Origin of the sequence: Lentzea sp. NPDC005914, from assembly GCF_040629405.1 — a bacterium.
GTDB lineage: Bacteria > Actinomycetota > Actinomycetes > Mycobacteriales > Pseudonocardiaceae > Lentzea.
This window is the reverse complement of record NZ_JBEXVQ010000021.1, coordinates 15241-38751: the sequence shown is the minus strand read 5'-3', so window position 1 is coordinate 38751 and position 23511 is coordinate 15241. Positions and strand designations below refer to the sequence as shown.

Genomic DNA, 23511 nt, shown 5'->3' with positions numbered 1-23511 from the left:
GGGCATGGGCCTCGCCGACCGGATGATCCGCCTGCTGTGGGCGGTCGGTGGCGAGGAGGTGGCCGAACGCGTCCTGCGCGCGCACTGGCGGGTGCTGCCGTCCGACGACCCGGCCGGGCGTGCTTTGAGAGGCCGGCTCGTCGAGGCGCTCAGCCTGGAGTCGCCGGGCCTGGCCGACCGGATCCGTCAGGCCGTGCTGGCCGACGAGGTCTCCCTGCTCGACGACGCCGAACGGGCGGCCCCGAGCCGTGCCGCGGTGCTCGCCATCGTCCGTGCCCTGCCTGTCGGGAGTTCTTCGTGACCGCGTTGCCGCTGAGGCACCACCCGGTGCGGGTGCTGTGCTACTTCCTCGCCGCCGTCGTCGTGACCGCCGTCGTGGGGTCGCTGTTCTCGATCGGCGCGGGGCAGGAGTACGCCGGCCTGCGTCAGCCGTCCTGGGCACCGCCCGCCTGGCTGTTCGGTCCGGTGTGGACGGTGCTGTACGGGATGATCGCGTGGTCCGGCTGGCTGGCGTGGCGGAACGGGGCCGCGCGCGGTGAGCTGACGTTGTTCGGGGTGCAGCTGGTGCTGAACGCGGCGTGGACGCCGTTGTTCTTCGGGCTCGGCTGGTACCGGGCTGCGTTCGCCGAGATCGTGGTGCTGTGGATCGCGATCGTCGCGGTGACGGTCGTGTTCTGGTGGCGCAGCAGGACCGCCGCGCTGCTCCTGCTGCCCTACCTGGCGTGGGTGAGCTTCGCGGCGGCCCTGAACGTCTCGATCGCGGTCCTCAACTGACGGGGACGAACTCCCGCAGCACCTCCAGGCCGGTGACCGCGGGCGCACCGGAGGGCTCAGGGCCGAGGACGCGGGCGAGGACCGGGCCCAGCGACTCGCGGAAGAAGCGGTCGGCGTGGTCCTTGGACTCCCAGACGGCGATGATCTGGAACTTGCCGTCGGCCTGGCAGGCGTAGCGGGCGCGCAGGCCGTCCGGGGTGAACGAGCCCATCATCTGGTCGAGCTTCTCGAGGGAGTCGGTGGGCGGGGTCGCGATGGTGAGCCACATGGTGTTCCTCCTGAGGTCGTGTGGCTCGAAATCTAGGAAGTTCGCGCTGCTCAGCCATCCGCCGTAGTACTCGGCCGGGTACTCATCCACGCCGCGATCTGGCTGCGGGTGCTGAACCCGAGCTTGGTCAGGATGTGCTGGACGTGGTTCTGCGCGGTGCGTTCGGAGATCACCAGCCTGTGCGCGATCTGGCGGTTGGTCAGGCCGTCGGTGACCAGGCGGGCGACCTCGTGCTCGCGGCTGCTCAGCTCCGTCACCGTGAAGGCGGTCATGCCGAGCGTGCGGATGGCGCGGTCGGCGGCGCGTTGCACGGTGTCAGCGTCCTTGCCCAGCGCGCGCAACGCGGCCGCGAGGTGCCAGCGGGCTTCGGCCGCGAACGCCGGGGCGCCTGCCCGCAAAGCATCGTCGACCGCTTGGGCGAGGTCTGCGGCGGCGTCCTCGTGCTGACCCAGAGCGAGATGGCCGCGTCCCAGAGCCAGCGAGGCGGGACCCATGTAGGCGACGCCGTTGCCGGCCGCGTGCTCGCCGCGGAACGCCTCCAGCCGGGGCAGGATCTGCGCGAGGTCCTCGAGCAGGCCCAGACCTGACGTGACGAGCACGGCGTCGACCAGGCCCGGCACCACGAAGAACGCGGGCAGGTCCCACTCCGCGATCGGGCCGGCGCGGCGGTACCACTCCAGCGCCTCGTCGCGAAAACCCGCGCGCAGCAACAGGAACGCCCGCGTCAGCTTCGACATGAGTCGGAACCGCGGCGGCGGGTCGTGGAAGTGACGGGCGAGCGCCAGACCGTCCTCGGTGGCGCCGAGGTGGCACGCCAGCCCGCACTGCAACGCGAAGTACGCGCCGGAAGCCGGTTCGCGCTCGATCACCCGCATCCGGTCGTAGGCCTGCCGCCCGACCTCGCGTGCCTCTGCGAACCGGCCCTGCGCCTGAGCCAGACACGCCGTGACGACCTCCAGGTGCCACAGCGGAACCTGGCCGCCGACGCGTTCGCACGCCAGTCGCAGCGCGGGTAGTTCTTCTTGTGCGGCAGCGAGTTCGCCGCTCTCGATCAACGCGTGGATGCGCCACAACGAGCCCCACATCGCACCGCGCGGGCTGCGGGTGCGGTGGGCGAGGTCGATCATCTCGGTGGCGAGCCCGAGTCGTTCCGCACGGCCGGACGGGCCGGGGCACGCCTCCTGCCGTGCGTGCAGAGCCTCGGCGAGCGCCCGATCGTCGTCGCTCTCGCGCGCCAGGTCGAGGGCTTCGGAGCTGAGCTCGCCGAGACGGTGTTGTTCGCCGCGGTAGAACGCGAGGTGGCTGCGCTGGGCGAGCAGCCGGGCACGGGTCGCGGGACTGACCGGCTGGCGGAGCGCATTGTCGCACAACGGGGTCGCCACCGCGTTCACGCCGGCGCCCGGTGCGGCTTCGAGCACCAGCGCGGCCTCGGCGAGCTGTTCCGGTGTGGCGGCCAGTTCGGCGGCGCGCTGGGCGGCCTCGACGCACGCCGCGAGATCGCCCGCGAAGTAGGCGGCCCGGCCCAGCGCCACCTGCACCTCGCAACTGTCCTCAATGGACGCTGCCGCTCGGTACAGGAGCGCGCCTTCCTCGTAGGCCAGCCGTCGCACCGCGTCCTCGGCCGCCCGAATCGTCCACACACGAGCTTCTGACGTTGCGCCACAAGCACGCCAGTGCCGGGCGACGTCGGCGTAGTGCGTGCTACCGGTCATCGCCTCGGCGATCCGGCGGTGGATCGTTCGGCGTTCGGCCGTGGTGAGCGAGGCTTCGACGGCGTCCCGCGTCAGCGCGTGCACGAACCGGTGACCGGTGGCGTCGATCAACGTCGTGGCCTCGTCCAGCGCGCTGAGGGGCTGACCGGACGCCGCGGCGGCGAGGTCGACGTCGAAGTCGCGGCCGACCAGCGCCGCGGTCTTGATGAGCTCCCGCGCCGGCGGGCCGAGCCGGGCGAGCCGCGCGGTCACGATGTCCCGGACGCTGCGCGGTGGCTGGTCGGGACGCCACGTGCCGTCGTCGACCGCGCGGGCGATCTCCGTGACGAACAACGGGTTTCCGCTGGTCAGCTCCATGATCGTGGCGCAGTGCTCAGGCCCGACCAGCTCGGCCACCTCGTCGGCGGACAGGCCGTGCAGGTCGATCCGGCTGGCCGAGCGCATCAGGTCCGCGACCGCCGGGCACGGGTCGCGGAAGGTCGCGAAGATCAGCACGGAACGCAGGTGCGTGGCGAGGTGCGCGAGGACGAGCAACGACGCCTGGTCGGCCCAGTGGACGTCCTCGACGACGATCACCAGCCCGTCGCGGTCCAGCGCCGAAGCGATGGCGTCGAACACCCGGAACCTGTCCTGCGGCACCTCGGCGTCGTGTGCGAGCACGAGATCGGGGTCGGCACCCGTTGCCTTCAGCACCTGCCGCCACGGCCAGAACGCCGGTGCTCCCGAGGTTTCGACGCAATGCCCCCACACGACCTCACGGCCCACCGCGAGCGCGTGCCCGGCCAGTTCCTGGGCGAGCCGGGTCTTGCCGATGCCGGGCTCACCACCGCACAGCACCAGCCCGCCGGTCTCCGCCGCCAGCCACGACCGCACCATCGCGAGCTCGCGGCTCCGCCCCACCACCTTCACGTCCGGGATATCGCGCACGTGCCACCCGGCGTTTCGAATAATCGGTTGAGCGCAACCCGTGCGCGGCCTCAAGATAGTGGCATCACCGCAGCTCAGAAGCTCGGAAAAGGAATTGCACAATGGTGGAGATGGGGCTGTGGAGCCCCGCCCGTCTGTAAAACGGGAGCTCCGGCAAAGGCGGTTCGACTCCGTCCTCCACCACCGACCGTTGCGCCACCGGGGTGACCCTGGGCAACGACCCCGACCCGCCCCACGACTACATGGGTGGAAGGGGGAACACATGTCCATTGATGTTCAGCAACCACGTCCCCTGGGCCTCGTCGGCGGCCAGGTGCAGATCGCCGGCACCGCGGGCGGGGCGTTCGAGGCGCAGTTCGGCTACCGGATCCACGAGGGCCACGACGAGGTCACCGGCGGGTTCATGGCGGGCGACGGGACCGGCGGTCACGGCCAGTTCCAGGTCAGCGTCGACGTCTCCGGCGCGTCGTTCGCGCTCGACCGGCTCTTCGTCGAGGTGTTCTGGTCCTCGCCCAAGGACGGCACGGAGCTCGACAAGATCATCGTGCCCGTCGTGTACGGGCCGCGGATCGTGCCCGGCTACCGCGTCTACCAGGAGTACACGATCAAGCCGGGTGACACGCTGTTCGCGATCGCCCAGCACTTCTACGGCAACGGCAACCTCTACACGCGACTGGTGCGGGCGAACCCGCACGTCATCACGAACCCCAACCTGATCCACCCCGGGGATGTGATCAGAATTCCGCAATCCTGATCTCAGGACGCTGCGGACCGACCGCGAGTTCGGGAAGCTCTGGCTCGCCAGGGTGATCTCGACGGCGGGGTCCGCGGTGTCGGGCGTCGCGCTGCCCGTCCTCATGTACTCGCTCACCGGCAGCGCCGTGCACACGGCAGCGCTCGCGGCACTGACCGCCGCGCCCTACCTCGTGTTCGGGCTGGTCGCGGGTGCGCTCGTCGACCGGATGCACCGGCGTGCGGTCATGGTCGTCACGGACCTCGTCAGCGCGGGACTCCTCGCGAGCGTGCCCGTGGCGGCGGCACTGGAAGCACTGTCGCCATCACACCTCCTGCTGGTGGCCGGCGGAGTGGCGAGCGTGACCGTGTGGTCCGACGCGGCCACCTTCGGCGCCCTGCCCGCGCTCGTCGGCACCGGCAACCTCACCAGGGCCAACAGCGCGATCTGGAGCTCCGCCACCGCCGTCCACATCGCGGCGCCGTCCGCGGCGGGCGTTCTCATCTCGGTCATCGGCCCGTCGGGAGCGATGGCGCTGGACGCCGTCAGTTTCGCCGTGTCCGCCGCGTTCGTCCGGATGATCCTGAGACCCATGAACCCGGCGAGGGAACCGCGCACCTCGCTCAGGGCGGACATCCGGGAAGGACTCGAGTTCCTGTGGAGGGAACCCACAGTCCGGCTCTTCACCGCCTTGGGAGTCGGTCAAGCGATCGCGGGCGGTGCCGTGTCCGGGCTTATCGTCGTCTACGCCTTCCGGGTTTTCGACGTGCCGGAGCACGACGCGCGGGTCGGGGTGCTGTTCAGCGCCCTGGCCGCCGGGTCGTTCGCCGCGACCGTCGTCATGCCCAAGATCAGTGACACCTGCCAGCCCCGGCGTGTCACCACGATCGGGCTGTCGGCCGGGGTGGGTGTGCTGAGCTTGCTGGTGGGGGTGGAACTGTGGTGGCTCGCGGTGGTCGGCATGGCGTTGTGGGGACTGACCTCGACGATCGTGATCGTCAACGGGCTGACGGTGCGCCAGCTGGCGACCCCTGACCAGCTGCAGGGCAGGGTCGGCCTGGCCGGGCGCATGGTGACGTTCGGAATCGGGCAGCCCGTGGGGGCGCTGGCCGGGGGAGCCCTGGCCGACGCGCTGTCGGTGAGGACCGCATTGGTGATCACGGCGCTACCGCTCGTGTTCGCCGCCGGGGTCGGGTGGTCGCGGCTGAAGCCCCGGCCAGGTCGTGAGTTGGGACACGGGCTCAAGTGATCCTGTGCCGAGGACCTGGTTGCTTGTTGGTTTCATACAAAGCACGCTGCTCAACTCGCTTCGATCTAGCGGTTTTCCTACCGGGTAGTAGACGAGAGTGTGTACATCGATTGGGCGGCGACTGCCGCTGAGGTTGTACGTCCGCGAGGAGCCAAGTCGTTGTTCAGTCGTGTTGCGATCGTCAATCGCGGGGAAGCCGCAATGCGGCTGATCCACGCCGTCCGTGAGCTCGCCGCCGAGTCAGGGGAACGGATCGAGACCGTCGCCCTGTACACCGATGTGGACAAGTCGGCACCCTTCGTCAGGGAAGCCGACCTGGCCTACAACCTCGGCCTGGCGGCCGACCGTCCGTACCTGAACCTCAAGGTGCTGGAGCAGGCTCTCGTCGAGACGAAGGCCGACGCCGCGTGGGTCGGCTGGGGCTTCGTCGCCGAGATCCCCGAGTTCGCCGAGCTGTGCGAGAAGGTCGGCGTCACGTTCGTCGGCCCGTCCGCCGAGGCCATGCGCAAACTCGGCGACAAGATCGGCTCGAAGCTGATCGCCGAGGAGGTCGGGGTCCCGGTCGCGCCGTGGTCGCGCGGCGCCGTCGAGAACCTCGAGCACGCGCTGAAGGTGGCCGAGGAGGTCACCTACCCGTTGATGCTGAAGGCGACCGCCGGTGGTGGTGGCCGCGGCATCCGCAAGATCACCTCGCCCGAGGAGATGGAAGAGAACTTCGACCGCACCAGCCAGGAGGCCGCGCGCGCGTTCGGCTCCGGCGTGATGTTCCTGGAGCGCCTGGTCACCGGCGCCCGGCACGTCGAGGTGCAGGTCATCGCCGACGGCCAGGGCACGGCGTGGGCGCTCGGCGTCCGCGACTGCTCGGTGCAGCGGCGCAACCAGAAGATCATCGAGGAGTCCGCGTCCTGCGTGCTCGAGCCCTCGCAGGTCGACGAGCTCAAGGCGTCGGCCGAGCGGCTCGCGAACGCGGTGGGCTACCGCGGCGCGTGCACCGTCGAGTTCCTCTACCACCCCGGTGAGAAGCTCTTCGCGTTCCTGGAGGTCAACACCCGCCTGCAGGTCGAGCACCCGATCACCGAGATCACCTGCAACTTCGACCTGGTCAAGGCACAGCTGCACGTCGCGGGCGGCGGCAAGCTGGAGGGCGCCAAGCCCGTCGAGCTCGGGCACGCCGTCGAGGCCCGGCTGAACGCCGAGGACCCGGACCGCGACTTCGCGCCGTGCCCCGGCACGATCGTTCGGCTCGAACTGCCCGCCGGCCCCGGTATCCGCGTCGACACCGGTGTGGCCGAGGGGTCGCAGATCCCGTCCGACTTCGACTCGATGATCGCGAAGATCATCGCGTACGGCCGCGACCGCGACGAGGCGCTCGGCAAGTTGCGCCGCGCCATGGCCGAGACGACCGTGATCATCGAGGGCGGCACGACCAACAAGAGCTTCGTGCTGGACCTGCTCGACGAGCCCGCCGTGATCGACGGCTCGGCCGACACCTCGTGGATCGACCGCGTCCGCGCCGAGGGCGGCCTGATCTCGCACCGCCACTCCGCGATCGCGCTGGCCGCGGCCGGTATCGAGGTGTACGAGGACGAGGAGCAGATCAACCGCACCGAGCTGCTGGCGTCCTCCCGCGGTGGCCAGCCGCGCACGAACCACGAGGGCGCGGTCAAGCTGGAGTTCGTGCTGCGCAGCCAGCCGTACGTGGTGCAGGTCGCCCGCGTCGGTGCCGCGAAGTACCGAGTCGGTGTGTCCGCCGCCGACTCCGGCGTCGTGCTGACCGGTGACGTCGACGTCGAGCGGTTCGACCACCACGTCGGCCAGATCACCGTCAACGGCACGCGGTTCCGCGTCGTCACCGGCACGCACGGCCCGGTCCACCAGGTCGAGGTCGACGGCGTCACCCACCGCGTCACCCGTGACGAGGGCGGTGTGCTCCGCTCGCCGATGCCCGCGCTGGTCGTCGCGACCCCGCTGGAGGTCGGCGCCGAGGTCGAGGCCGGTGCGCCGGTGCTGGTCCTCGAGGCCATGAAGATGGAGACGGTGCTGCGCGCGCCGTTCCGTGCGCGGCTCAAGGAGCTGAACGTCGTCGTCGGCACCCAGGTGCCCGCCGGTGGCGCGTTGCTCAAGCTGGAGGAGATCGAGGACGCCGACGGCGCCGTCGAGGAGCAGAAGTCCGAGTCGTCGGTCGAGCTGGAGCTGCCCGCGCCGCGCACCGACGTCCACGCGGAGGAGCTCGCCGCCCGCGGTCTCGACGACCTGCGCAACCTGTTGCTGGGCTTCGACACCACGGCCGCCGAGACCGAGCGCGTGCTGTCGAACTACATGGGCGCGCGGCACGACCTGCTGGAGCGGCCGCTCGTCGCCGAGGCCAAGCTGCTCGGCATCTTCGCCGACCTGTGCGACCTCTCGCGCAACCGTCCCGCCGGCGAGGAGTCCAAGCCGGAGAACCACATCCACTCTCCGCGCGAGCACTTCCACACGTACCTCAAGACGCTGGACGCGGACCGCGCCGCGCTGCCGGAGAGCTTCCGCTCCCGCCTGCAGAGCGTGCTCGGCCACTACGGCATCACCGAGCTGGACCGCACGCCGGAGCTGGAGCAGGCCGTCTTCCGCGTCTTCGTGGCGCTGCGCCGCGGCGTGTTCGACGCGGCCGTCGCGACGACCCTGCTGCGCCAGTGGGTGCAGGAGGCGCCGCCGGTCGAGTCCGAGCAGGTGCAGGTCGGCCTGGTGCTCGAACACATCGTCGCCGCGACGCAGGTCCGCTACCCGGCCGTGGCCGACCTGGCCCGCAGCGTCGTGTTCACGTGGTTCGCGCAGCCGTTGGTGCGCCGCAACCGCGCTCGTGTGCACAGCGAGGTCCGCAAGCACCTGATCCACCTGGACGTGCAGCCCCAGGCCGCCGACCGCGAGGAGCGGATCGCGGCGATGGTGGCATCTGCGGAACCGCTGGTGCGCCTGCTCGGCCAGCGGATCGGCAAGCCCGGTGCGGACAACACCCCGTTGCTGGAGGTGCTGGCCCGCCGCTACTACACCAAGAAGGCGCTGGAGAACCCGCGTCTGAGCGGCGCGTTCTTCATCGCGGAGAACGCACCGGAGCAGACCCGCCTCATCTCGACCGCGGTGGAGTTCCCGTCGCTGTCGGACGCTGTCGGCGAGGTCGTCGCTTACGGCAACGGAAGCGCGGTCGTCGCGGACCTCTACGTCAACTGGACCGACGGTCCGTCCGACCAGGACGAGATGGCCGCCGGTCTGGGCGCCGCGCTGGCCGCGCACCAGTTGCCTCCGACGATCACCCGCATCACCACCACGGTCGCGGGCCGTCGCGGCGAGTCGATGCACCACCACTTCACGTTCCGCCCGTCGTCCAACGGGTTCGCCGAGGAGAGGCTGGTGCGCGGGCTGCACCCGCGCATCGCCGAACGCATGCAGCTGGAGCGGTTGCGGGAGTTCGACCTCACGCGTCTGCCGTCCCTGGACGAGGACGTCTACCTGTTCCGCGCGGTGGCCAAGGCGAACAAGTCCGACGAGCGTCTGGTGGCGCTGGGCCAGGTTCGCGACCTGACGCCGTTGCGGGACGACGAAGGCCGGATCGTAGCGCTGCCTGCGGCCGAGGACGTGCTGGCGACCTGTTTGGACGGCATTCGCCGGGCTCGTGCGCAGGCTGGTGGCCGGACTCGCCTGGCCACCAACCGGGTCGTGCTGTACGCGTGGCCGCCCACCGATCTGTCCTCGAAGGACCTCGACGCGGTCGGCTCGCGCGTGCTGCCCACGACCACGGGCCTGGACCTGGAAGAGGTCCTGTTCCTGGCGCGCCGCAAGGACCCCGTCTCCGGTGAGCTCACCGACATCGGTGTGCGCATCGCGAACGACGCGGGTGCCGGCGTCTCGTTCTCGTTCGTGCAGCCGCCGACCGAGCCGATCCAGCCGCTCGACGACTACCGCCAGAACGTCCTGCGCGCCCAGTCGCGTGGCACGATCTACCCGTACGAGCTGGTCGACATGCTGGTCGGCGACGGCGGGTCCTTCGTGGAGCACGATCTCGTCGATGGCGCTCTCGTGCCGGTCGACCGTCCGCGCGGTGGTAACAAGGCGGGCATCGTCGTCGGTGTCGTGACGACGCCCAGTGCCGCGTACCCCGAGGGCATGAAGCGCGTCGTGCTGCTCGGCGACCCGACCAAGTCGCTGGGCGCGCTGGCCGAGCCCGAGTGCTCCCGCGTGATCCACGCGCTGGACCTGGCCTCCGAGCTTTCCGTTCCGCTGGAATGGTTCTCGCTCTCGTCCGGCGCGAAGATCTCGATGAGCTCCGGTGTCGAGAACATGGACTGGGTGGCCGCGGCGCTGAAGCGGATCGTCGAGTTCACCCAGGCCGGTGGCGAGATCAACGTGGTGGTCAACGGCATCAACGTCGGCGCCCAGCCGTACTGGAACGCCGAGGCCACGATGCTCATGCACACCAAGGGCATCCTGGTCATGACGCCGGACTCCGCCATGGTGCTGACCGGCAAGCAGGCGCTGGACTTCTCCGGCGGCGTCTCGGCCGAGGACAACTACGGCATCGGCGGCTACGACCGCGTCATGGGCCCGAACGGCCAGGCGCAGTACTGGGCGCCGAACCTGCGCGCCGCCTTCGACGTGCTGCTGGCCCACTACGAGCACAGCTACATCGCTCCCGGTGAGTCGGGCCCGCGCCGGGTGTCCACTTCGGACCCGTCGTCGCGCGACGTGTCGTCGTACCCGCACATCGTCGGCGACAGCCCGTTCACGACGGTCGGCGAGATCTTCTCGATCGAGTCGAACCCGGACCGCAAGAAGCCGTTCGACATCCGCACGGTCATGCGCGCTCTGTCCGACCAGGACCACGACGTCCTGGAACGCTGGGCGGGCATGGCGGACGCCGACACCGCGGTCGTCCAGGACGTTCACCTCGGCGGCATCCCCGTGACGCTGCTGGGCATCGAGTCGCGCGGCGTGGCCCGCACCGGCTTCCCGCCCACCGACGGCCCGGACACCTACACGGCGGGCACGCTGTTCCCGAAGTCGTCGAAGAAGGCGGCCCGCGCGATCAACGCGGCCTCGGGCAACCGTCCGCTGGTGGTCCTGGCGAACCTGTCGGGCTTCGACGGCTCCCCGGAGTCGATGCGCGAACTGCAGCTCGAGTACGGCGCGGAGATCGGCCGCGCGATCGTCAACTTCAGCGGCCCCATCGTGTTCTGCGTGATCTCGCGCTACCACGGCGGCGCGTTCGTGGTCTTCTCGAAGGCCCTGAACCCGTCCATGACCGTGCTCGCGGTCGAGGGCTCCTACGCCTCGGTCATCGGCGGCGCCCCCGCCGCGGCCGTCGTGTTCGCCCGCGAGGTGGACGGCCGCACGGCCAACGACCCGCGCGTGAAGAAGCTGGAGACCTCGGTGTCCGAAGCCGTCGGAGCCGAACGCGCGGCCCTGACCGCGGAGCTCGTGACGACGCGTCAGGCGGTGCGGACCGAGAAGCTGAACGAGATGGCCGCGGAGTTCGACCGCGTCCACAGCGTGCAGCGCGCGGTCGAGGTCGGCTCGGTCGACGCGATCATCTCGGCCGCGGAGCTGCGGCCGGCGATCATCGCGGCGATCGAGAACGGCCTCGCCCGGTCGTAAGTCGTCTGGCTAGGTTGTGCGGAGCCCTGGTCGCCAAGGCCGGGGCTCTTCGCTTCCTGGGGGATGCCGTGCGGAGTTTGCTCGAGCTCGTTGCCGATTCCGACTGCGCCGAGTACAAGAGGCGGGGCGAGCCGGGCCAGGTCGCCTACTTCGCGCCGGACGCGACGGCGTGGGAGGAGTTCGACGGCGGCGGCTTCAGCGACTGGCTGGTCTGGATGTTGTCCGGCGAGATGGAGTCGTACTACGGCACTCTGTTCTGGCCGTCCTGGCAGGACGAGGTGGCGAAGGTCGGCCTGGGGGAGGCGATCAGAGCGGAACCGCCGGTGTGGTCGCAGGAGGGCGCGTCGGACATCGCGAGCACCACCCGCACGGTGGTGCCGTTGCGCGACCAGTTGGTGTGTCCCACCTCGAGCCGATCGAGGAGTTCGAGCTGCCCGATCCCGGTCCGCTTGGGAAGGTATGAGCATGGACGAGTGGCAGAAGGACCGGATCGCGTCGTCGTTGCGCGGGCTGAACCCCACCGTGCTGAGGCGCCTGAGCGCGGGGTTCGCCACCATCGGCGACGTGCAGTTCCTGCCCGGCTACTGCGTTCTGCTGGTGGACACCCCGAACGTGGAGCGGCTGACCAACCTGCCCCGACGCCGGCGAACGGAGTTCCTGGCCGACATGGAACTCCTCGGCGAGGCGGTCGAACGGGTGTGTGCCAGGCGCGACACGGGATTCCGCCGGGTCAACCTGGAGATCCTCGGCAACACCGATCCCTACCTGCACGCGCACGTCTGGCCGCGCTACGACTGGGAGCCGCCGGAGATCGTCCACCGCCCGGTGTGGCTGTATCCGGCCGAACGCTGGTCCGACTCGAAGACCGCGCTCGGCCCCGAGCACGACGACCTCCGTGCGGAGCTCACGGCGGAGATTGACCGTCTGCGTTCGTGACGCCGAACGGGACGTGCACGCAGGGCACGGTCTGGATCAGGTGCCCGCGCTGGTCGTCGAAGAAGATGTGCGGCTTCAACACGTCCAGGATCGGCGCCTTCCGCAGCCCGCCCAGGAAGAACGCGTCGTTCACCGTCAGCCCCCACGCCTTGAGGCTGTTGATCGCCCGCTCGTGCGCAGGCGCGGACCGAGCCGTCACCACCGATACCCGCACCCGGTCCTCGGCCACCCGCTGAATCCGGTTGATCCCGGCGAGGAAGTTCCTGAGCGGCCCGGGATCCAGCGGCGTCACCACGTTCAGGGCCTCGTGCTGCTGGAACTGATCAAGACCGCCACTCTGATAGATCCGCTCGGCCGCGTCATCCGCCAGCACCCCGTCGAAGTCGAACGCGATCCGCAACGCAGGATCGTCGTCGTCCTTGAACGAAGACTTCAACACCTGTCCCGCGGGAAGCCCGGCCGCGGTCGCCCGGCGCACGTCGCTCTCGTTGGCCGACAAGAACAACGACATGTTCAAAGCGGGCATGAACTCGTGCGGCGCCCGTCCCTGCGTGAAGATCGCCCGCGTGATCGGCAGCTCGTGGTGCTGAGCCGACCGCAGAATGCGCAGCCCGGTGTCGGGGGAGTTGCGCGACAGCACGATCACCTCGACCAGCGGCCCCAACGAGTTGAGCCGCAGCAACCGCCGGATGAACGGGAACGCGACTCCAGGCGCGAACGGCTCGTCGAGGTGCGCCGACTGGTACTCGCGGTAGGCCTGCTCACCGGAGGAGGAGAACACGGCGTCGGACGCGGACAGGTCGAACAGCGCGCTCGACGCGACGCCGACGACCAGCAGGTTCTCCAGGCTGGGGGCCACGCGACAGATCGTAACCAAGCTTTTCTGGTACGGTCGTGCCAATGTACTGGTTGGTGTTGGTCCTGTCGGGAGTGCTGGAGGCCGTCTGGGCCACGGCGCTCGCGGCGTCACGCGGCCTGAGCAAGCCGTGGCCGGTCGTGGTGTTCGCGATCTCGATGATGGCGAGCGTCGTCGGCCTCGCCTACGCCATGCGCGGAATCCCGGTCGGCACCGCGTACGCCGTGTGGGTCGGCACCGGCGCCGCCCTGATGGTCGCAGGCCGATGATCACCGGCGAGGAAGCGATCTTCGCGTGGAAGATTCCTTGCCGGGATCAACGGCCTGAAGGTCCTCAAAAGACGATCAGTTGAAGTGCCACTGCTGGTTGGCGGATCCGGCGCAGTCCCAGAGCTGAAGCCTGGTGCCGTCGGCGGAACTGGGGCCGGTGGCGTCGAGACATCTTCCTGACGCCACGTTGCGCAGCTGGCCGTTCGCCTCGGCGGTCCACTGCTGGTTGCCCGCACCGCTGCAGTCCCAGAGCTGCGTCACGGCGCCGTTCGCCGTGCCCGAAGCGTCGAGGCACTTGCCGAGTGCGCGGACCGTGTTGCCTTCACGGGACCACGTCTGCGCGGCGGTGCCGTTGCAGGTCCACAGCTGAACCGCGGTGCCGTTGGCCGAGTTCGCGCCCGCCACGTCGACGCACTTGCCGCCGTAACCGGTGATGGTGCCGCCGGTGGGCGGGTTCGGGTTGCCGCCCGAAGCGGTCTCCCAGATGGCGTTGAGCAGGCTGGTGCTGCCGGTGGTGTCCTGGGACAGCTCCCAGTTCATGATGCCGCCCGCGTTGGACAACGCCCACGAGGTCTTGCGCTTGATCGTGGGGATGCCGTTGTAGCAGTTGCCGTTGTAGCAGTCGCGGTTGGCGTTGGCCGGGTCCTGCGCGACGAGGTCCTTGTAGGCGATGTAGGTCGGCCGGCTGTAGAACGGCACGCCCAGAACGGCCTTGGCGGCGGGAAGCCCGCGGCCCTTCCAGAAGTTGACGCTGTTGATCGACCAGTCGTAGTTCGCGTGCGGGCTGCCACCGTCGTAGGCCATGATGTTCAGCCAGTCGACCGCGTTGAACACGGCGGGCTGCACACCGTTGGCCGTGCCGCCCTCGCTGACGACCGCGGCCGTCAGCAGCTTGCCGCGCTGGTGCAACGCGGTGCTGAGCTGCTGCATCATCGCGGTGTAGTTGTTGCCCGACGTGCCGGGATCCGGGTACTCCCAGTCGATGTCGATGCCGTCGAGGTTGTATTGGCTGACGACGTTGATCAGCGAGTTGACGAACGTGGTGCGCGAACCGGAGTTGCCCGCCATCTGCTCGAACGCCGAGTCGTTGCCGTCGTTCCAGCCGCCCACAGCCAGCGAGACCTTGACCCCGTTCTGGTGGCCGAGGCTCACGATCTGCTGGAGCTTGCCGGTGTCGGGGATGCCCTGGAGCGTGCCGTTCCCGTTCGGCAGCACGAAGGCGTAGTTGATGTGCGTCAGCTTGCTGTACTGGATGGCACTGGCGCTGCCGGACCAGGACGGCATGTAGCCGACGCTCTTGAACCCAGCGGGATACGCGGCCTGCGCGGCAGGCGCGATGACCGTCATGGTCGCCGCGGCGGCGGCCAGCGCGAGGCCGGCGGCACCGAGGCGTGATCGGAGTGAACGCATTGCAGGGGTTGCCTTCCGCTTACGTCGAGCGCCCACCCGCGACGTTAGTGGTCTAGACCGGTTGTGCGGAAGATCAACTAGCGACCGGAACCAGTTCCGGTCGCTGCCAAGGGAATCAACGGAGGTAGGACGCGCCGTTGACGTCGATGATCGTGCCGCTGGCCCAGGTGGCTTTCTCGGACGCCAGCCACGCGACCGCCGCGGCGACCTCCTCGGGCTCGGCGACGCGGCCGAACGGGCTCTGCTCGCGGATTGCGTCACCCTCCGGGCTGGCGAGCAGGTCCGTGACCATGTCGGTGCGGACGAACCCCGGCGCCACACCGGCGACCGAGATGCCCTGTGGCGCAAGAGATTGCGCCAGCGACTGGGTCATCGCGTGCAGCCCGGCCTTCGCGGCGCCGTACGCGGGCGCGTCGGGCTCGCCGCGATAGGCACCGCGCGAACCGACGTTGACGATCCTGCCGCCCTCGCCCATGTGCCGGACCGCGTGCCAGGTGAGGTCGGCCGGGCCGAACAGGTTGAGCTCCATGGTGCGGCGCCAGGCGTCCTGCCAGTTCGCGAAGCTCGTCGTGGCGATCGGGTGGAGGAAGTAGATGCCCGCGTTGTTGACCAGGACGTCGAGGCCGCCGAGCTTCTCGACGGTCTCGTTGACGATCTGCTCGGCCCCTCCAGCGCCGAGGTCGCCTTGAACGGTCACATGTCCTTCACCTGCAAGGCTTTCGGCCACCGAGGCGGCCTCGTCCGCGCCGCTGCGGTAGTGGACGGCGACCTGGTGGCCGTTCTCCGCGAGGGCGTGGGCGATGGCGGCACCGATGCCGCGGGAAGCTCCGGTGACGAGAGCGCGTCGGGGCACGGTCCTAGTCCTGCCTGTCGATCATCCACTTGCCGCTCTGCTGCACGAGTGTGTACGTGTGCGTCTCGGTGTTCGTCACGGTCGAGCCCTGCATGAACTGCTGTGTCACGGTCACGACGTTCTCGCCCTGCGGCGTGACGTTCGACAGCTTCACCGCGGTGTAGTCGCTCCAGAACGTCTGGTAGTCCGCGAAGGTCTTCGCCCGCACGGACTTGAAGGTGTCGGTCAGCGCCGCGTAGCCGGCCGGGAGGTTGCTCGGGATCAACGCGAAGTACGCCTCGATCGCCTGCTGCGCGGTCTGCGGCGTCGCGGGCGGGTTCTGGCTCGGGGTGTTCGGCGGGGTTTCCTGGGAGGTGGTCTGCTGCGGCGGGGTTTCCGTCGTCGTCTGTGACTGGGGCTGCGACTGCGTCTGGGACTGGCTGGTCGCGGGCGGGTTCGTGGAGGCGCTCGACGACGGCGGGTTGTTCGCGCCGTTGTTCTGGTTGCCACCCTTGGGCCACAACAGGAACGAGCCGACGCCCACGGCCAGCACGAGGAGCACGATCGCGATGGGGACCAGCGGGAACTTGCGCCGCTTCTCCTCCGGCTCCGGCTGCGGGGGAACGGGTGGAGCGAGCACAGGGGTCGGTTCTGGTTGCGCCACAACGGGTTGCGGCGCGGGCTCCGGTTCAGGCTCGGGCAGCACTTCCGGCTCGGGCTCGGGCTGCGCGGGCGGCGTCGTCAGTTCAGCGGCCTCGGCGGCAGCGGCTCCCGCGACCAGTCCCGCGGCGGCCGCACTCGCCTCCTGCTTCGCCTTCTCCTCGGGCTGTGCCTCGACCGGTAGCTTTACCGTGGCCGGGATGACCACCGTCGCCTCGGACACCTGTGGCGAGTCGTTCACCACCGCGGCCAGCAGGTGGACGGCCTCCTGCATGGACGGACGGCGCTCGGGTTCGTTGGCCAGCAAGCGGAACAGCACGGGCGACAGCAGCGGACCGGCGGCGGCGGGCGGCATGATCGACCCGCTGGCCACGCGGTGCAGCATCGCGATGTGGTTGTCGGAGGTGCCGAACGGCGGACCGCCCTCGACGGCGTTGTAGAGCGTGGCGCCGAGCGAGAAGACGTCGGAGGCGAGGCCCGCGTCCTCGCCGCGGGCGACCTCGGGGGAGAAGAACGCGGGCGTGCCGACGGTGCCGGTCGCGGTGGCCGTGCCGTCGTCGATGGCCTTGGAGATGCCGAAGTCCGTGATCTTGACTTCCTGGTCGCCGATCAGCACGTTGCCGGGCTTCACGTCGCGGTGCTGGATGCCGTGCCGGTGCGCGGCGGCCAGGGCGGCGGCGGTGTAGCAGCCGATGCGGGCGACCTCGCGGGGCGGCAGCGAACCCTGCTCGGCGATGACGGCGGCGAGGCTGCGGGAGGGGAGGTACTCCATGATCAGCCAGGGCTGACCGTCGTCCTCCACCACGTCGTAGACGCGGATGGCGTTCGGGTGTTCGAGACGGGCGGCCAAACGGGCCTCTCGCATGGCCCTGGCCTTGGCGCGGTCGATCTTGGCGTCGTCGACGCCGTCGAGCGCGAGCAGCGCTTTCGCCGCCACCACACGGTGAAGCTGCTCGTCGTAGGCCTGCCACACGACGCCCATCGCGCCTTGGCCGACCTTCTCCTTCAACCGGTAGCGGCTCGCTATGAGCCTGCTCTTCTCCTCCACGCCCGCGCTCCCGTTCCCTTTGATCACCCGCAAGTGTGACGGTTGCCGCGTTCGGGATTGACTGTAACCCCACTTGGGGGTAGGTATGGGGTTATGCCGAAAATCAACGTGTACCTGCCCGATGAGCTGGCAGAAACGGTCAAGGACCTCAACATTCCGATCTCGGCCATCTGTCAGCGCGCCCTCGAGGTCTCCGTCAAGCGGATCACGTCGGTGCGCGGGCTCACGGTCGCCGATCTCGACGGCGACCGCGGTTCCCAGCTCACCGAGCGGATGCGCACGGTGCTCCGGCTCGCGTCGGAGTCGCCGGTGGTCACCACCGCCGAGCTGGCTCAGGCGATGGTCGACGAGGGCGCCAACCTGGCTCTCGACGTGCTGCGCGCGATCGACATCGACCCGCGCACGCTGCGTTTCCCCTCAGGAGCGGGCCAGGGGTCCGGGTTCGCGCCCGACGCGGTCAACGCGCTGGAGCTGGCCGTGGTCGAGGCGATGGCGCTCGGGCACAACTACGTGGGCTGCGAGCACCTGCTGCTCGGCATCATCGCCGAACCGGAGGGCAAGGGCGGCGAGGTGCTCCGGGAGCTCGGCGCGGACCTCAAGGGCACCCGCCGGGCCGTGCAGACCGCTCTCGCCGGGATCGTGCACCTCAAGAAGCAGCAGCAGGCCACGCCGGACGCGGCGAAGGTGCTGGCGATGATCATGTCCCGGCTGGACCGGCTGGAGAAGCAGGTGGGTATTGGCTGACCAGTTCGGCGCCGATGCGGGCCAGGTGGTCCCGCACCTCCGTGGGTGACTCGACGGTGACCAGGCTGCCCCAGCCGGCGACGTTGCGGGCGATGTCGAGGGGGCGTGGGGCGGTGAGCTCGACTCGGGTCTGTTCGCCGAGATCGTCGAGCACCGTGCAGTGGCGGCCGTGCATGTGCTGGAAGACCTTGAGGAACCTGGTGGCCACCAGCATGGTCGCGGCGGTCTCGGAGCGGCGTTGCTCGACCTCGGTGACGACCGAGTCCCACGCTTTCGCCAGCTCGAAGTCGGGCGGCTTGACGGACGGGGCGCTGGTCAGCGTGGCGCCCAGGATCCGGTCGATCCGGAACGTCCGCCGGCCGTCCTCGGTGCCGGCGAGGAAGTACCAGATGCCGTCCTTGTCGACGAGTCCCCACGGGTCGACCGTGCGTCCGGTCGGTGGTGCGCCTCGTTTCTGGTAGCTGAGTCGGACCTGTACCTGCTCCACGACCGCTTTCTGCAGTACCTCCACCAGCGCCGGGCGGTCTTTCGTGTCGTCGCCCCAGGCCGCGGTGTCGATCACGACCGCTTCCGCCGCGGCTTCGGCCTCGGCGCGGAACGTCTGCGGCAGGGCTCGCACGAGTTTTCGCAGGGCGGACTTCACCTGGGGAGCGACGGTCGCGGCCGGTCCGGCGATCAGGAACAACGCCTGCGCCTCAGCCGAGGTCAGACCGCTCAGGTCGGTGCGGGCGCCGCCGACGAGCGACCAGCCGCCGCCACGGCCTGGCTGGGGGTAGACGGGGACGCCCGCGGTGGACAGGGCCTCCAGGTCGCGGCGGGCCGTGGCCAGCGAGACCTCCAGCTCTTGTGCCAGCTCAGTGGCGGTCACCCGGCCTCTGGCCTGCATCAGCAGCAGCGTGGCGACGAGACGGTCTGCGCGCATGGCTTCAGATTCCTGTTCAAAGTGCTCACTGGATGAGCACTTTACGGCCGAAGCTGAAACCAGACACCGAAAATTTCGCTGAAGGGGATTCCGCCATGTTGCGAGGCATGTCCACCGTGACCTACTACGCCGACGACCTCTCGGAGGCGCGCGCCTGGTACACCGAGTTCCTGGGCGTGGAGGCGTACTTCGAGCGGAACACGCCGGACGGTGAACTGGGGTACGTGGAGTTCCGGATCGGGGACTACCAGGCCGAGCTCGGGCTGGTGCAGCGCCAGTTCGAGGTGACGCCGTCCGAAGGTCCCGGCGGAGCGATTCTGTTCTGGGCGGTCGACGACCTCGAGGCGACGGTGGCGCGGTTGCTGGAGCTCGGCGCGAAGACGCACGACGAACCGCGGGTGCGCGGCGAGGGGTTCGTGACCGCGTCGGTGGTCGATCCGTTCGGAAATGTGCTCGGAGTTATGACGAACACTCACTACCTGGCCGTACTTGACCAGAACCGCGACAAACGTCTCGGCTGAGAACCGTCATTCGCCGCTGCAACTGCGGCATCACCGGGCGTGTACTTCTTGGTGATGCCGTAGTTGCTGTAGGAGGGCCCGTTGACGGTTCCCGACGGGCGAGGGCCCATCCGCGTGCTGATCGTCGACGACGACGCGCGAGTGCGCAGCGCCATGCGGACTTTTCTGCTGGCGCACCCGGAGTTCGAGGTCGTCGGCGAGGCAGGCTGTGCGGAGTCGGCGGTGCGGATCGCCGAGGAGACCGCGCCGGGCGTTGCCATCGTCGATGTTCTGATGCCCACCGAACGGGACGGCCTGTCGTTGCTCAGGATCTTCGCCGAGCAACACGGGATCCCTGTGGTGGCAATGAGTCTGAACAACGCGTGCGCGGACAGCGCGATCGCGGCCGGTGCGTACGCGTTCCTCGCCAAGGACGGCTTCTCCGACCTCCTGGTCAGTGCGTTGCTGGCAGCGCACGAGCAGGACGGATGACGTAGACGCGGCTGGACTTGGGTCCCGGTCGGGGGTTCCGCAACTACGCGGGCAGGTTGGGTCGGCCGACCGATCCGGACGGGGTGTGGCACGGAGCACAGTTCTAGCCACCACCCCCGACGCCCGGATTGCGAGGCGAGCGAGATGACCACCACCGTGAGCGCTCTGAGCAACACTGCCGGGGCCTTCGGCGACACCATGGACAGCCGAGCTCTCGTGGACCTGTACCGCATGCACGGCCGGTCGGTGCACAAGTACCTGTGCACGCTCACGAACGGCGACGCCGGCCTCGCCGAAGACCTCCTGCAGGAGACGTTCCTGCGGGCCTGGCGCACACCGCGTCTCGCGCACCAGCCCGAGTCGGCCAGACCGTGGCTCGCGACCGTCGCGCGCAACCTCGTCGTCGACCGCGTCCGTCACCGCAACCGCCGCCCGAAGGAGGCCGGTGACGCCGCCCTGGCGCACCTTCCGGCGTCGCGCTGCGAGATCTCGCGGGTCGTCGACTCGATCACGCTCGCCGACGCGATGGCGAAACTGACCCCGAACCGGCGCGAGGTCGTCGTGCACATGTACCTGCACGGCCGCAGCCCTGACGAGGTCTCCGCGGTGCTCGGCATCCCGGTCGGCACGGTGAAGTCCCGGGTTCACTCCGCTCTGCGTTCTCTGCGGTCGCACCTGGCGACCTCGGACCTGTGCCTGGCTGCCTGAGATGGACCTGCGTTGCCCGGTCGCGCGGCTGGAAGCGTTGTGCGACAACGGGACCGTCCGGCTCCTGTCGGAGGTGGACAGCGCCGGCGTGGTGATCGCGCGAGGACGCGTGCTGGGGCGTCCCGTGATCGCCTATGCGACGTCGAGCGGGTCGCTCGGTGCCGATGGGTGCGAGCGGATCGTCTGGGCGGTGGATTCCGCTGCCCGCGAGCGCGTTCCTGTACTGGGGTTGTGGCACTCCGCCGGCGCGCGGCTCGCCGAGGGTGTCGAGGCGTCGGACGGTGCCGGGCGGGTGTTCGCCGCGATGGTGCGGGCGTCCGGGAGGGTGCCGCAGATCTGCGTGGTGCTCGGGCCTTCGTGCGCGGATGGTGGCTACGGGCCCGCGTTGTCGGACGTCGTGATCGCCGGGCCTGGAGGGTCTGCGGCGGACGTCGTGTGCTCGTCCGACGCGCTGGCCGTGGAGCAGGCGCGGTCGGTGGTGTCGTTGCTGGGGGATCGCGGGCACTATTCGGCAGTGCCGGACCAGGCCGTGCCGGCCGGTGGCCGGGATCTGGCGCTGGCGATGTTCGACTCGTGCGCTGTCGAGCTGCGGGCCCGGTGTGCGCCTCAGGTCGTGATCGCGCTGGGCCGAATGGGTGGCCACACGGTGGGAGTGGTCGCGAACGACGGACCTCTCGACGGTGCCGGGGCCGCCAAGGCCGCTCGGTTCGTGCGGATGTGCGACGCGTTGCGGGTGCCGTTGGTCGTGGTCGCCGACGTCTCGGAGATGGCCGGGCGTACGGCGAAGTTGTTGCACGCCTTTGCTTCCACGTCGATGCCGCGGGTGACCGTGGTGCCGCGCGGGATCTGCGGCGGGTACCTCGTGATGAACTCCCGGTCGCTGGGTGCGTCGGCCGTGCTGGCCTGGCCCGGCGCCGACGTGGCCGGTGCCGCCGACGAGGTGATCTCGCCGGGTTCCACGCGACGGCGGGTCGTCGAGGTTCTGGCGATGGCACGGGAACGGCGTTCCACCGGAATGATCCCGCTTTGGCCGCCTATCTTGTACAGATGACGCAGCTCGCCATCACCGGACATCGCGGCCTCTCCGCCGAGCTGGAGGCGGAGGTCGACCGGATGATCCGTGCCGCTGTGGCCGAGAGCGGCTCCGGTGTGGTGGGAGTGTCATGCCTGGCAGACGGGGCCGACGCGGTGTTCGCGCAGGCCGTGCTGGACGCGGGTGGCTCGTTGGTGGCGGTGCTGCCCGCCGCGGAGTACCGCGAGTCGCTGCCGGAGGACTACCGGCCCGTCTACGACCGGTTGCTCGCGCGGGCGGGCGAGGTCGTGCGGCTGCCGTTCGTCACGCCCGATCCGCGCGCCTACATGGAGGCGGGCAAGCGGATGATCGACGAGTCCGACTCGCTGCTGGCCGTGTGGGACGGGCAGCCCGGCCGTGGGCCCGGTGGGACGGCTGACGTGGTCGCCTACGCGCGGTCGCGGGGTGTGCCGGTCACCGTTCTTTGGCCCGAGGGCGCGATCCGCTGAGCACCCGCCACAGCACGGCGGGCCGGAACAGCGCCGCCGGGTGGTCGACCATCTGCGAGACGCGCAGGAAGGACCGGTAGACCTGCGGGTTGCCGGGGATGACCGCGAACAGGCGGCGGGCGTACCACTGCAGGAACCGTGTGCTCGGCGAGACCTTCTTCTCGCTCCAGCCGAGGTCGGTGGTCGTGGCGGACATCCACGGGATCTGGGCGGTCCTGGCGACCGCGCGCTGGAAGACCAGTGGCTCCTGGGCGAGATCGTGGTCCTTGAGGAGTTCCCTGAGTTCGGCGCAGTTCAGGGCGGCGAGCGTGAGGCCGTGACCGTAGACGGGGTTGAGCGAGACGACCGAGTCGCCGAGCGCGAGCAGGCCGCGCGGCCAGTCCGGGACCTTGTGGAACCGGTTCCAGCGGCTGCGCAGGTTGGCGGCGCGGTAGATCTGCGAGGCCGGGGTGGCGGTCTTGATGACCTCGGCGATGTCCTGGCACTCGAGGGTGGTCGCGTACGAGATGAAGCCGTCCTCGTCGGTGGGCGCCACCTCTCCGTCCGCGCCGAACAGCGTGACGAACCACAGTCCACCGTCCACTGAGGACACCGCTCCGCCGCGTTTGGTGGTGGGCGCGTGGGTGATCTCGTAGGCGGTCTTCCAGTCGAGCTTGAGGTCGTGGTTCACGTGGTAGAGGCGTGAGGTGTAGGCCAGGTGGCCGTTCACGATCATCGGGGCAGGGCAGTGGACGCCGAGCTCCGCGAGCCACGAGACCAGCTTGCTGGCGCGGCCGGAAGCGTCCACGACGAGGTCCGCGTAGTCGGTGAAGGCCGTGTCGTCGCGGCGGCCGTGGACACCGGTGATCGTGCCGCGGTCGTGCAGCAGCCCGTCGATCGTCACACCGTCCACCAGGGACACGTTCGGCAGCTTCAGCACCCGGCGCCGGATGATCCGTTCGAGGGTCACGCGCGTCATCGAGTGCACGGTCAGGCCGATGGGGTCGCGCGGTGCCCAGCCGGCCGGGGCGCGGCTCATGAAGTCGCTGCCGAGGTCGGCCTGGATCGCGCCCGCCGCCTTCAGTTCCGTGCCGAGCCTGGGGAAGAGCGCGTCCAGCACCTCGGCTCCGCGCGCCAGGAGAGCGTGCGGGTGGTGGGCCTGAGGAACGCCCGTGCGGTATCCGGTGTCGGTGGCCAGCTGGTCGCGTTCCACGAGCACCACGTCGCCGTACGACTCGGACAACACCCTGGCAGCCAGCAGTCCCGCGAAGCCGGCGCCGATGACCAGGGCGCGGTCGGAGTACATGGCGGTCATGCTGGCAGAGCAAAGCTCCCTTTTCGAT

The 23511-nt window shown here is 69.7% G+C and carries 21 protein-coding genes, 1 tRNA gene and 1 pseudogene; 15 read left to right on the top strand and 8 right to left on the bottom strand.

Going from position 1 to position 23511, the window contains the following annotated elements; genetic code table 11:
• Positions 1–4: 4 nt before the first annotated feature.
• Positions 5–301, top strand: a complete 297-nt coding sequence (locus tag ABZ345_RS27640; protein WP_359854630.1) for a hypothetical protein — start codon at positions 5–7, stop codon at positions 299–301.
• Positions 298–774 (top strand): TspO/MBR family protein, encoded by a 477-nt coding sequence (locus ABZ345_RS27635; protein ID WP_359854627.1) that lies wholly within the window; start codon positions 298–300, stop codon positions 772–774. Before ABZ345_RS27640 ends, ABZ345_RS27635 begins: the two co-directional genes overlap by 4 nt.
• On the opposite strand, the gene ABZ345_RS27630 is transcribed toward ABZ345_RS27635, so the two are convergent.
• Together ABZ345_RS27630 and ABZ345_RS27625 are read right to left on the bottom strand one after the other, a co-directional pair.
• Positions 767–1132, bottom strand: a complete 366-nt coding sequence (locus ABZ345_RS27630) for a hypothetical protein (protein WP_359854624.1) — start codon at positions 1130–1132, stop codon at positions 767–769. The genes ABZ345_RS27635 and ABZ345_RS27630 overlap by 8 nt on opposite strands.
• Positions 1093–3681, bottom strand: a complete 2589-nt coding sequence (locus ABZ345_RS27625; RefSeq protein WP_359854621.1) for an AAA family ATPase — start codon at positions 3679–3681, stop codon at positions 1093–1095. The genes ABZ345_RS27630 and ABZ345_RS27625 overlap by 40 nt, the downstream gene beginning before the upstream one ends.
• A 103-nt stretch (positions 3682–3784) precedes the next feature.
• Here ABZ345_RS27625 and ABZ345_RS27620 point away from each other — a divergent pair.
• The 6 genes and pseudogenes from ABZ345_RS27620 (at position 3785) to ABZ345_RS27595 (ending at position 12227) form a co-directional block, all read left to right on the top strand.
• Positions 3785–3864 (top strand) — tRNA-Tyr (locus tag ABZ345_RS27620).
• A 79-nt stretch (positions 3865–3943) separates the two neighbouring features.
• Positions 3944–4435: a Gmad2 immunoglobulin-like domain-containing protein gene (locus ABZ345_RS27615; protein WP_359854618.1), complete on the top strand. Its 492-nt coding sequence runs from the start codon at positions 3944–3946 to the stop codon at positions 4433–4435.
• Between the two features lie 10 nt (positions 4436–4445).
• Positions 4446–5663, top strand: coding sequence for an MFS transporter (locus ABZ345_RS27610; protein ID WP_359854899.1), 1218 nt, complete (start codon positions 4446–4448; stop codon positions 5661–5663).
• A 159-nt stretch (positions 5664–5822) separates the two neighbouring features.
• Positions 5823–11291 (top strand): carboxyl transferase domain-containing protein, encoded by a 5469-nt coding sequence (locus ABZ345_RS27605; protein WP_359854615.1) that lies wholly within the window; start codon positions 5823–5825, stop codon positions 11289–11291.
• 68 nt (positions 11292–11359) lie between these two features.
• Positions 11360–11620, top strand: a pseudogene (locus tag ABZ345_RS27600) (DUF2625 family protein); the annotation flags it as partial.
• 136 nt (positions 11621–11756) lie between these two features.
• A complete protein-coding gene (locus ABZ345_RS27595) occupies positions 11757–12227 on the top strand; it encodes a hypothetical protein (protein ID WP_359854907.1) in 471 nt (156 codons plus the stop codon).
• On the opposite strand, the gene ABZ345_RS27590 is transcribed toward ABZ345_RS27595, so the two are convergent.
• Positions 12196–13086 carry a 5'-nucleotidase gene (locus tag ABZ345_RS27590; RefSeq protein WP_359854612.1) on the bottom strand — a complete coding sequence of 297 codons (891 nt, stop codon included), beginning with the start codon at positions 13084–13086 and terminating at the stop codon, positions 12196–12198. The genes ABZ345_RS27595 and ABZ345_RS27590 overlap by 32 nt on opposite strands.
• Positions 13087–13127: 41 nt before the next feature.
• Between ABZ345_RS27590 and ABZ345_RS27585 the strand changes: the two genes are divergently transcribed.
• Complete coding sequence (locus ABZ345_RS27585; RefSeq protein ID WP_359854609.1) at positions 13128–13352, top strand: SMR family transporter; 225 nt, start codon at positions 13128–13130, stop codon at positions 13350–13352.
• 75 nt (positions 13353–13427) lie between these two features.
• On the opposite strand, the gene ABZ345_RS27580 is transcribed toward ABZ345_RS27585, so the two are convergent.
• The 3 genes from ABZ345_RS27580 to ABZ345_RS27570 all read right to left on the bottom strand — a co-directional run bounded on the left by ABZ345_RS27580 (position 13428) and on the right by ABZ345_RS27570 (position 17302).
• Positions 13428–14762, bottom strand: a complete 1335-nt coding sequence (locus ABZ345_RS27580; protein ID WP_359854606.1) for a glycosyl hydrolase family 18 protein — start codon at positions 14760–14762, stop codon at positions 13428–13430.
• Positions 14763–14877: 115 nt separating this feature from the next.
• A complete protein-coding gene (locus ABZ345_RS27575) occupies positions 14878–15615 on the bottom strand; it encodes an SDR family oxidoreductase (protein WP_359854603.1) in 738 nt (245 codons plus the stop codon).
• A gap of 4 nt (positions 15616–15619) precedes the next feature.
• Positions 15620–17302 (bottom strand): serine/threonine-protein kinase, encoded by a 1683-nt coding sequence (locus ABZ345_RS27570; RefSeq protein WP_359854600.1) that lies wholly within the window; start codon positions 17300–17302, stop codon positions 15620–15622.
• Between the two features lie 93 nt (positions 17303–17395).
• Between ABZ345_RS27570 and ABZ345_RS27565 the strand changes: the two genes are divergently transcribed.
• Positions 17396–18046: a Clp protease N-terminal domain-containing protein gene (locus ABZ345_RS27565; protein WP_359854597.1), complete on the top strand. Its 651-nt coding sequence runs from the start codon at positions 17396–17398 to the stop codon at positions 18044–18046.
• Here ABZ345_RS27565 and ABZ345_RS27560 read toward each other — a convergent pair.
• Positions 18000–18968 carry a WYL domain-containing protein gene (locus tag ABZ345_RS27560; RefSeq protein ID WP_359854594.1) on the bottom strand — a complete coding sequence of 323 codons (969 nt, stop codon included), beginning with the start codon at positions 18966–18968 and terminating at the stop codon, positions 18000–18002. The two genes, ABZ345_RS27565 and ABZ345_RS27560, sit on opposite strands and share 47 nt — an antisense overlap.
• A gap of 107 nt (positions 18969–19075) precedes the next feature.
• Between ABZ345_RS27560 and ABZ345_RS27555 the strand changes: the two genes are divergently transcribed.
• The 5 genes from ABZ345_RS27555 (at position 19076) to ABZ345_RS27535 (ending at position 22189) form a co-directional block, all read left to right on the top strand.
• The gene (locus tag ABZ345_RS27555) at positions 19076–19489 is read left to right on the top strand and encodes a VOC family protein (protein WP_359854592.1); all 414 of its coding nucleotides are present in this window, start codon (positions 19076–19078) and stop codon (positions 19487–19489) included.
• Between the two features lie 81 nt (positions 19490–19570).
• On the top strand, positions 19571–19960 hold the full coding sequence (locus tag ABZ345_RS27550) for a response regulator transcription factor (protein ID WP_359854589.1): 390 nt from the start codon (positions 19571–19573) through the stop codon (positions 19958–19960).
• A 144-nt stretch (positions 19961–20104) separates the two neighbouring features.
• Positions 20105–20668 (top strand): sigma-70 family RNA polymerase sigma factor, encoded by a 564-nt coding sequence (locus ABZ345_RS27545; protein WP_359854587.1) that lies wholly within the window; start codon positions 20105–20107, stop codon positions 20666–20668.
• Between the two features lies 1 nt (position 20669).
• Positions 20670–21719, top strand: a complete 1050-nt coding sequence (locus tag ABZ345_RS27540) for a carboxyl transferase domain-containing protein (protein WP_359854584.1) — start codon at positions 20670–20672, stop codon at positions 21717–21719.
• The gene (locus ABZ345_RS27535; RefSeq protein WP_359854581.1) at positions 21716–22189 is read left to right on the top strand and encodes a hypothetical protein; all 474 of its coding nucleotides are present in this window, start codon (positions 21716–21718) and stop codon (positions 22187–22189) included. Before ABZ345_RS27540 ends, ABZ345_RS27535 begins: the two co-directional genes overlap by 4 nt.
• Here ABZ345_RS27535 and ABZ345_RS27530 read toward each other — a convergent pair.
• Entirely contained in the window at positions 22155–23483 is a 1329-nt protein-coding gene (locus tag ABZ345_RS27530) for an FAD-dependent oxidoreductase (RefSeq protein ID WP_359854578.1), read from the bottom strand. The two genes, ABZ345_RS27535 and ABZ345_RS27530, sit on opposite strands and share 35 nt — an antisense overlap.
• Between the last annotated feature and the right edge of the window lie 28 nt (positions 23484–23511).

Excerpts from the sequence above, each read along its gene's own strand:
- ABZ345_RS27640 (WP_359854630.1), top strand. The coding sequence starts at position 5 with ATGGGCCTCGCCGACCGGATGATCCGCCTGCTGTGGGCGGTCGGTGGC.
- ABZ345_RS27615 (WP_359854618.1), top strand. The coding sequence starts at position 3,944 with ATGTCCATTGATGTTCAGCAACCACGTCCCCTGGGCCTCGTCGGCGGC.
- ABZ345_RS27595 (WP_359854907.1), top strand. The coding sequence starts at position 11,757 with ATGGACGAGTGGCAGAAGGACCGGATCGCGTCGTCGTTGCGCGGGCTG.
- ABZ345_RS27585 (WP_359854609.1), top strand. The coding sequence starts at position 13,128 with ATGTACTGGTTGGTGTTGGTCCTGTCGGGAGTGCTGGAGGCCGTCTGG.
- ABZ345_RS27580 (WP_359854606.1), bottom strand. The coding sequence starts at position 14,762 with ATGCGTTCACTCCGATCACGCCTCGGTGCCGCCGGCCTCGCGCTGGCC.
- ABZ345_RS27565 (WP_359854597.1), top strand. The coding sequence starts at position 17,396 with ATGCCGAAAATCAACGTGTACCTGCCCGATGAGCTGGCAGAAACGGTC.
- ABZ345_RS27560 (WP_359854594.1), bottom strand. The coding sequence starts at position 18,968 with ATGCGCGCAGACCGTCTCGTCGCCACGCTGCTGCTGATGCAGGCCAGA.
- ABZ345_RS27555 (WP_359854592.1), top strand. The coding sequence starts at position 19,076 with ATGTCCACCGTGACCTACTACGCCGACGACCTCTCGGAGGCGCGCGCC.
- ABZ345_RS27545 (WP_359854587.1), top strand. The coding sequence starts at position 20,105 with ATGACCACCACCGTGAGCGCTCTGAGCAACACTGCCGGGGCCTTCGGC.
- ABZ345_RS27540 (WP_359854584.1), top strand. The coding sequence starts at position 20,670 with ATGGACCTGCGTTGCCCGGTCGCGCGGCTGGAAGCGTTGTGCGACAAC.
- ABZ345_RS27535 (WP_359854581.1), top strand. The coding sequence starts at position 21,716 with ATGACGCAGCTCGCCATCACCGGACATCGCGGCCTCTCCGCCGAGCTG.
- ABZ345_RS27530 (WP_359854578.1), bottom strand. The coding sequence starts at position 23,483 with ATGACCGCCATGTACTCCGACCGCGCCCTGGTCATCGGCGCCGGCTTC.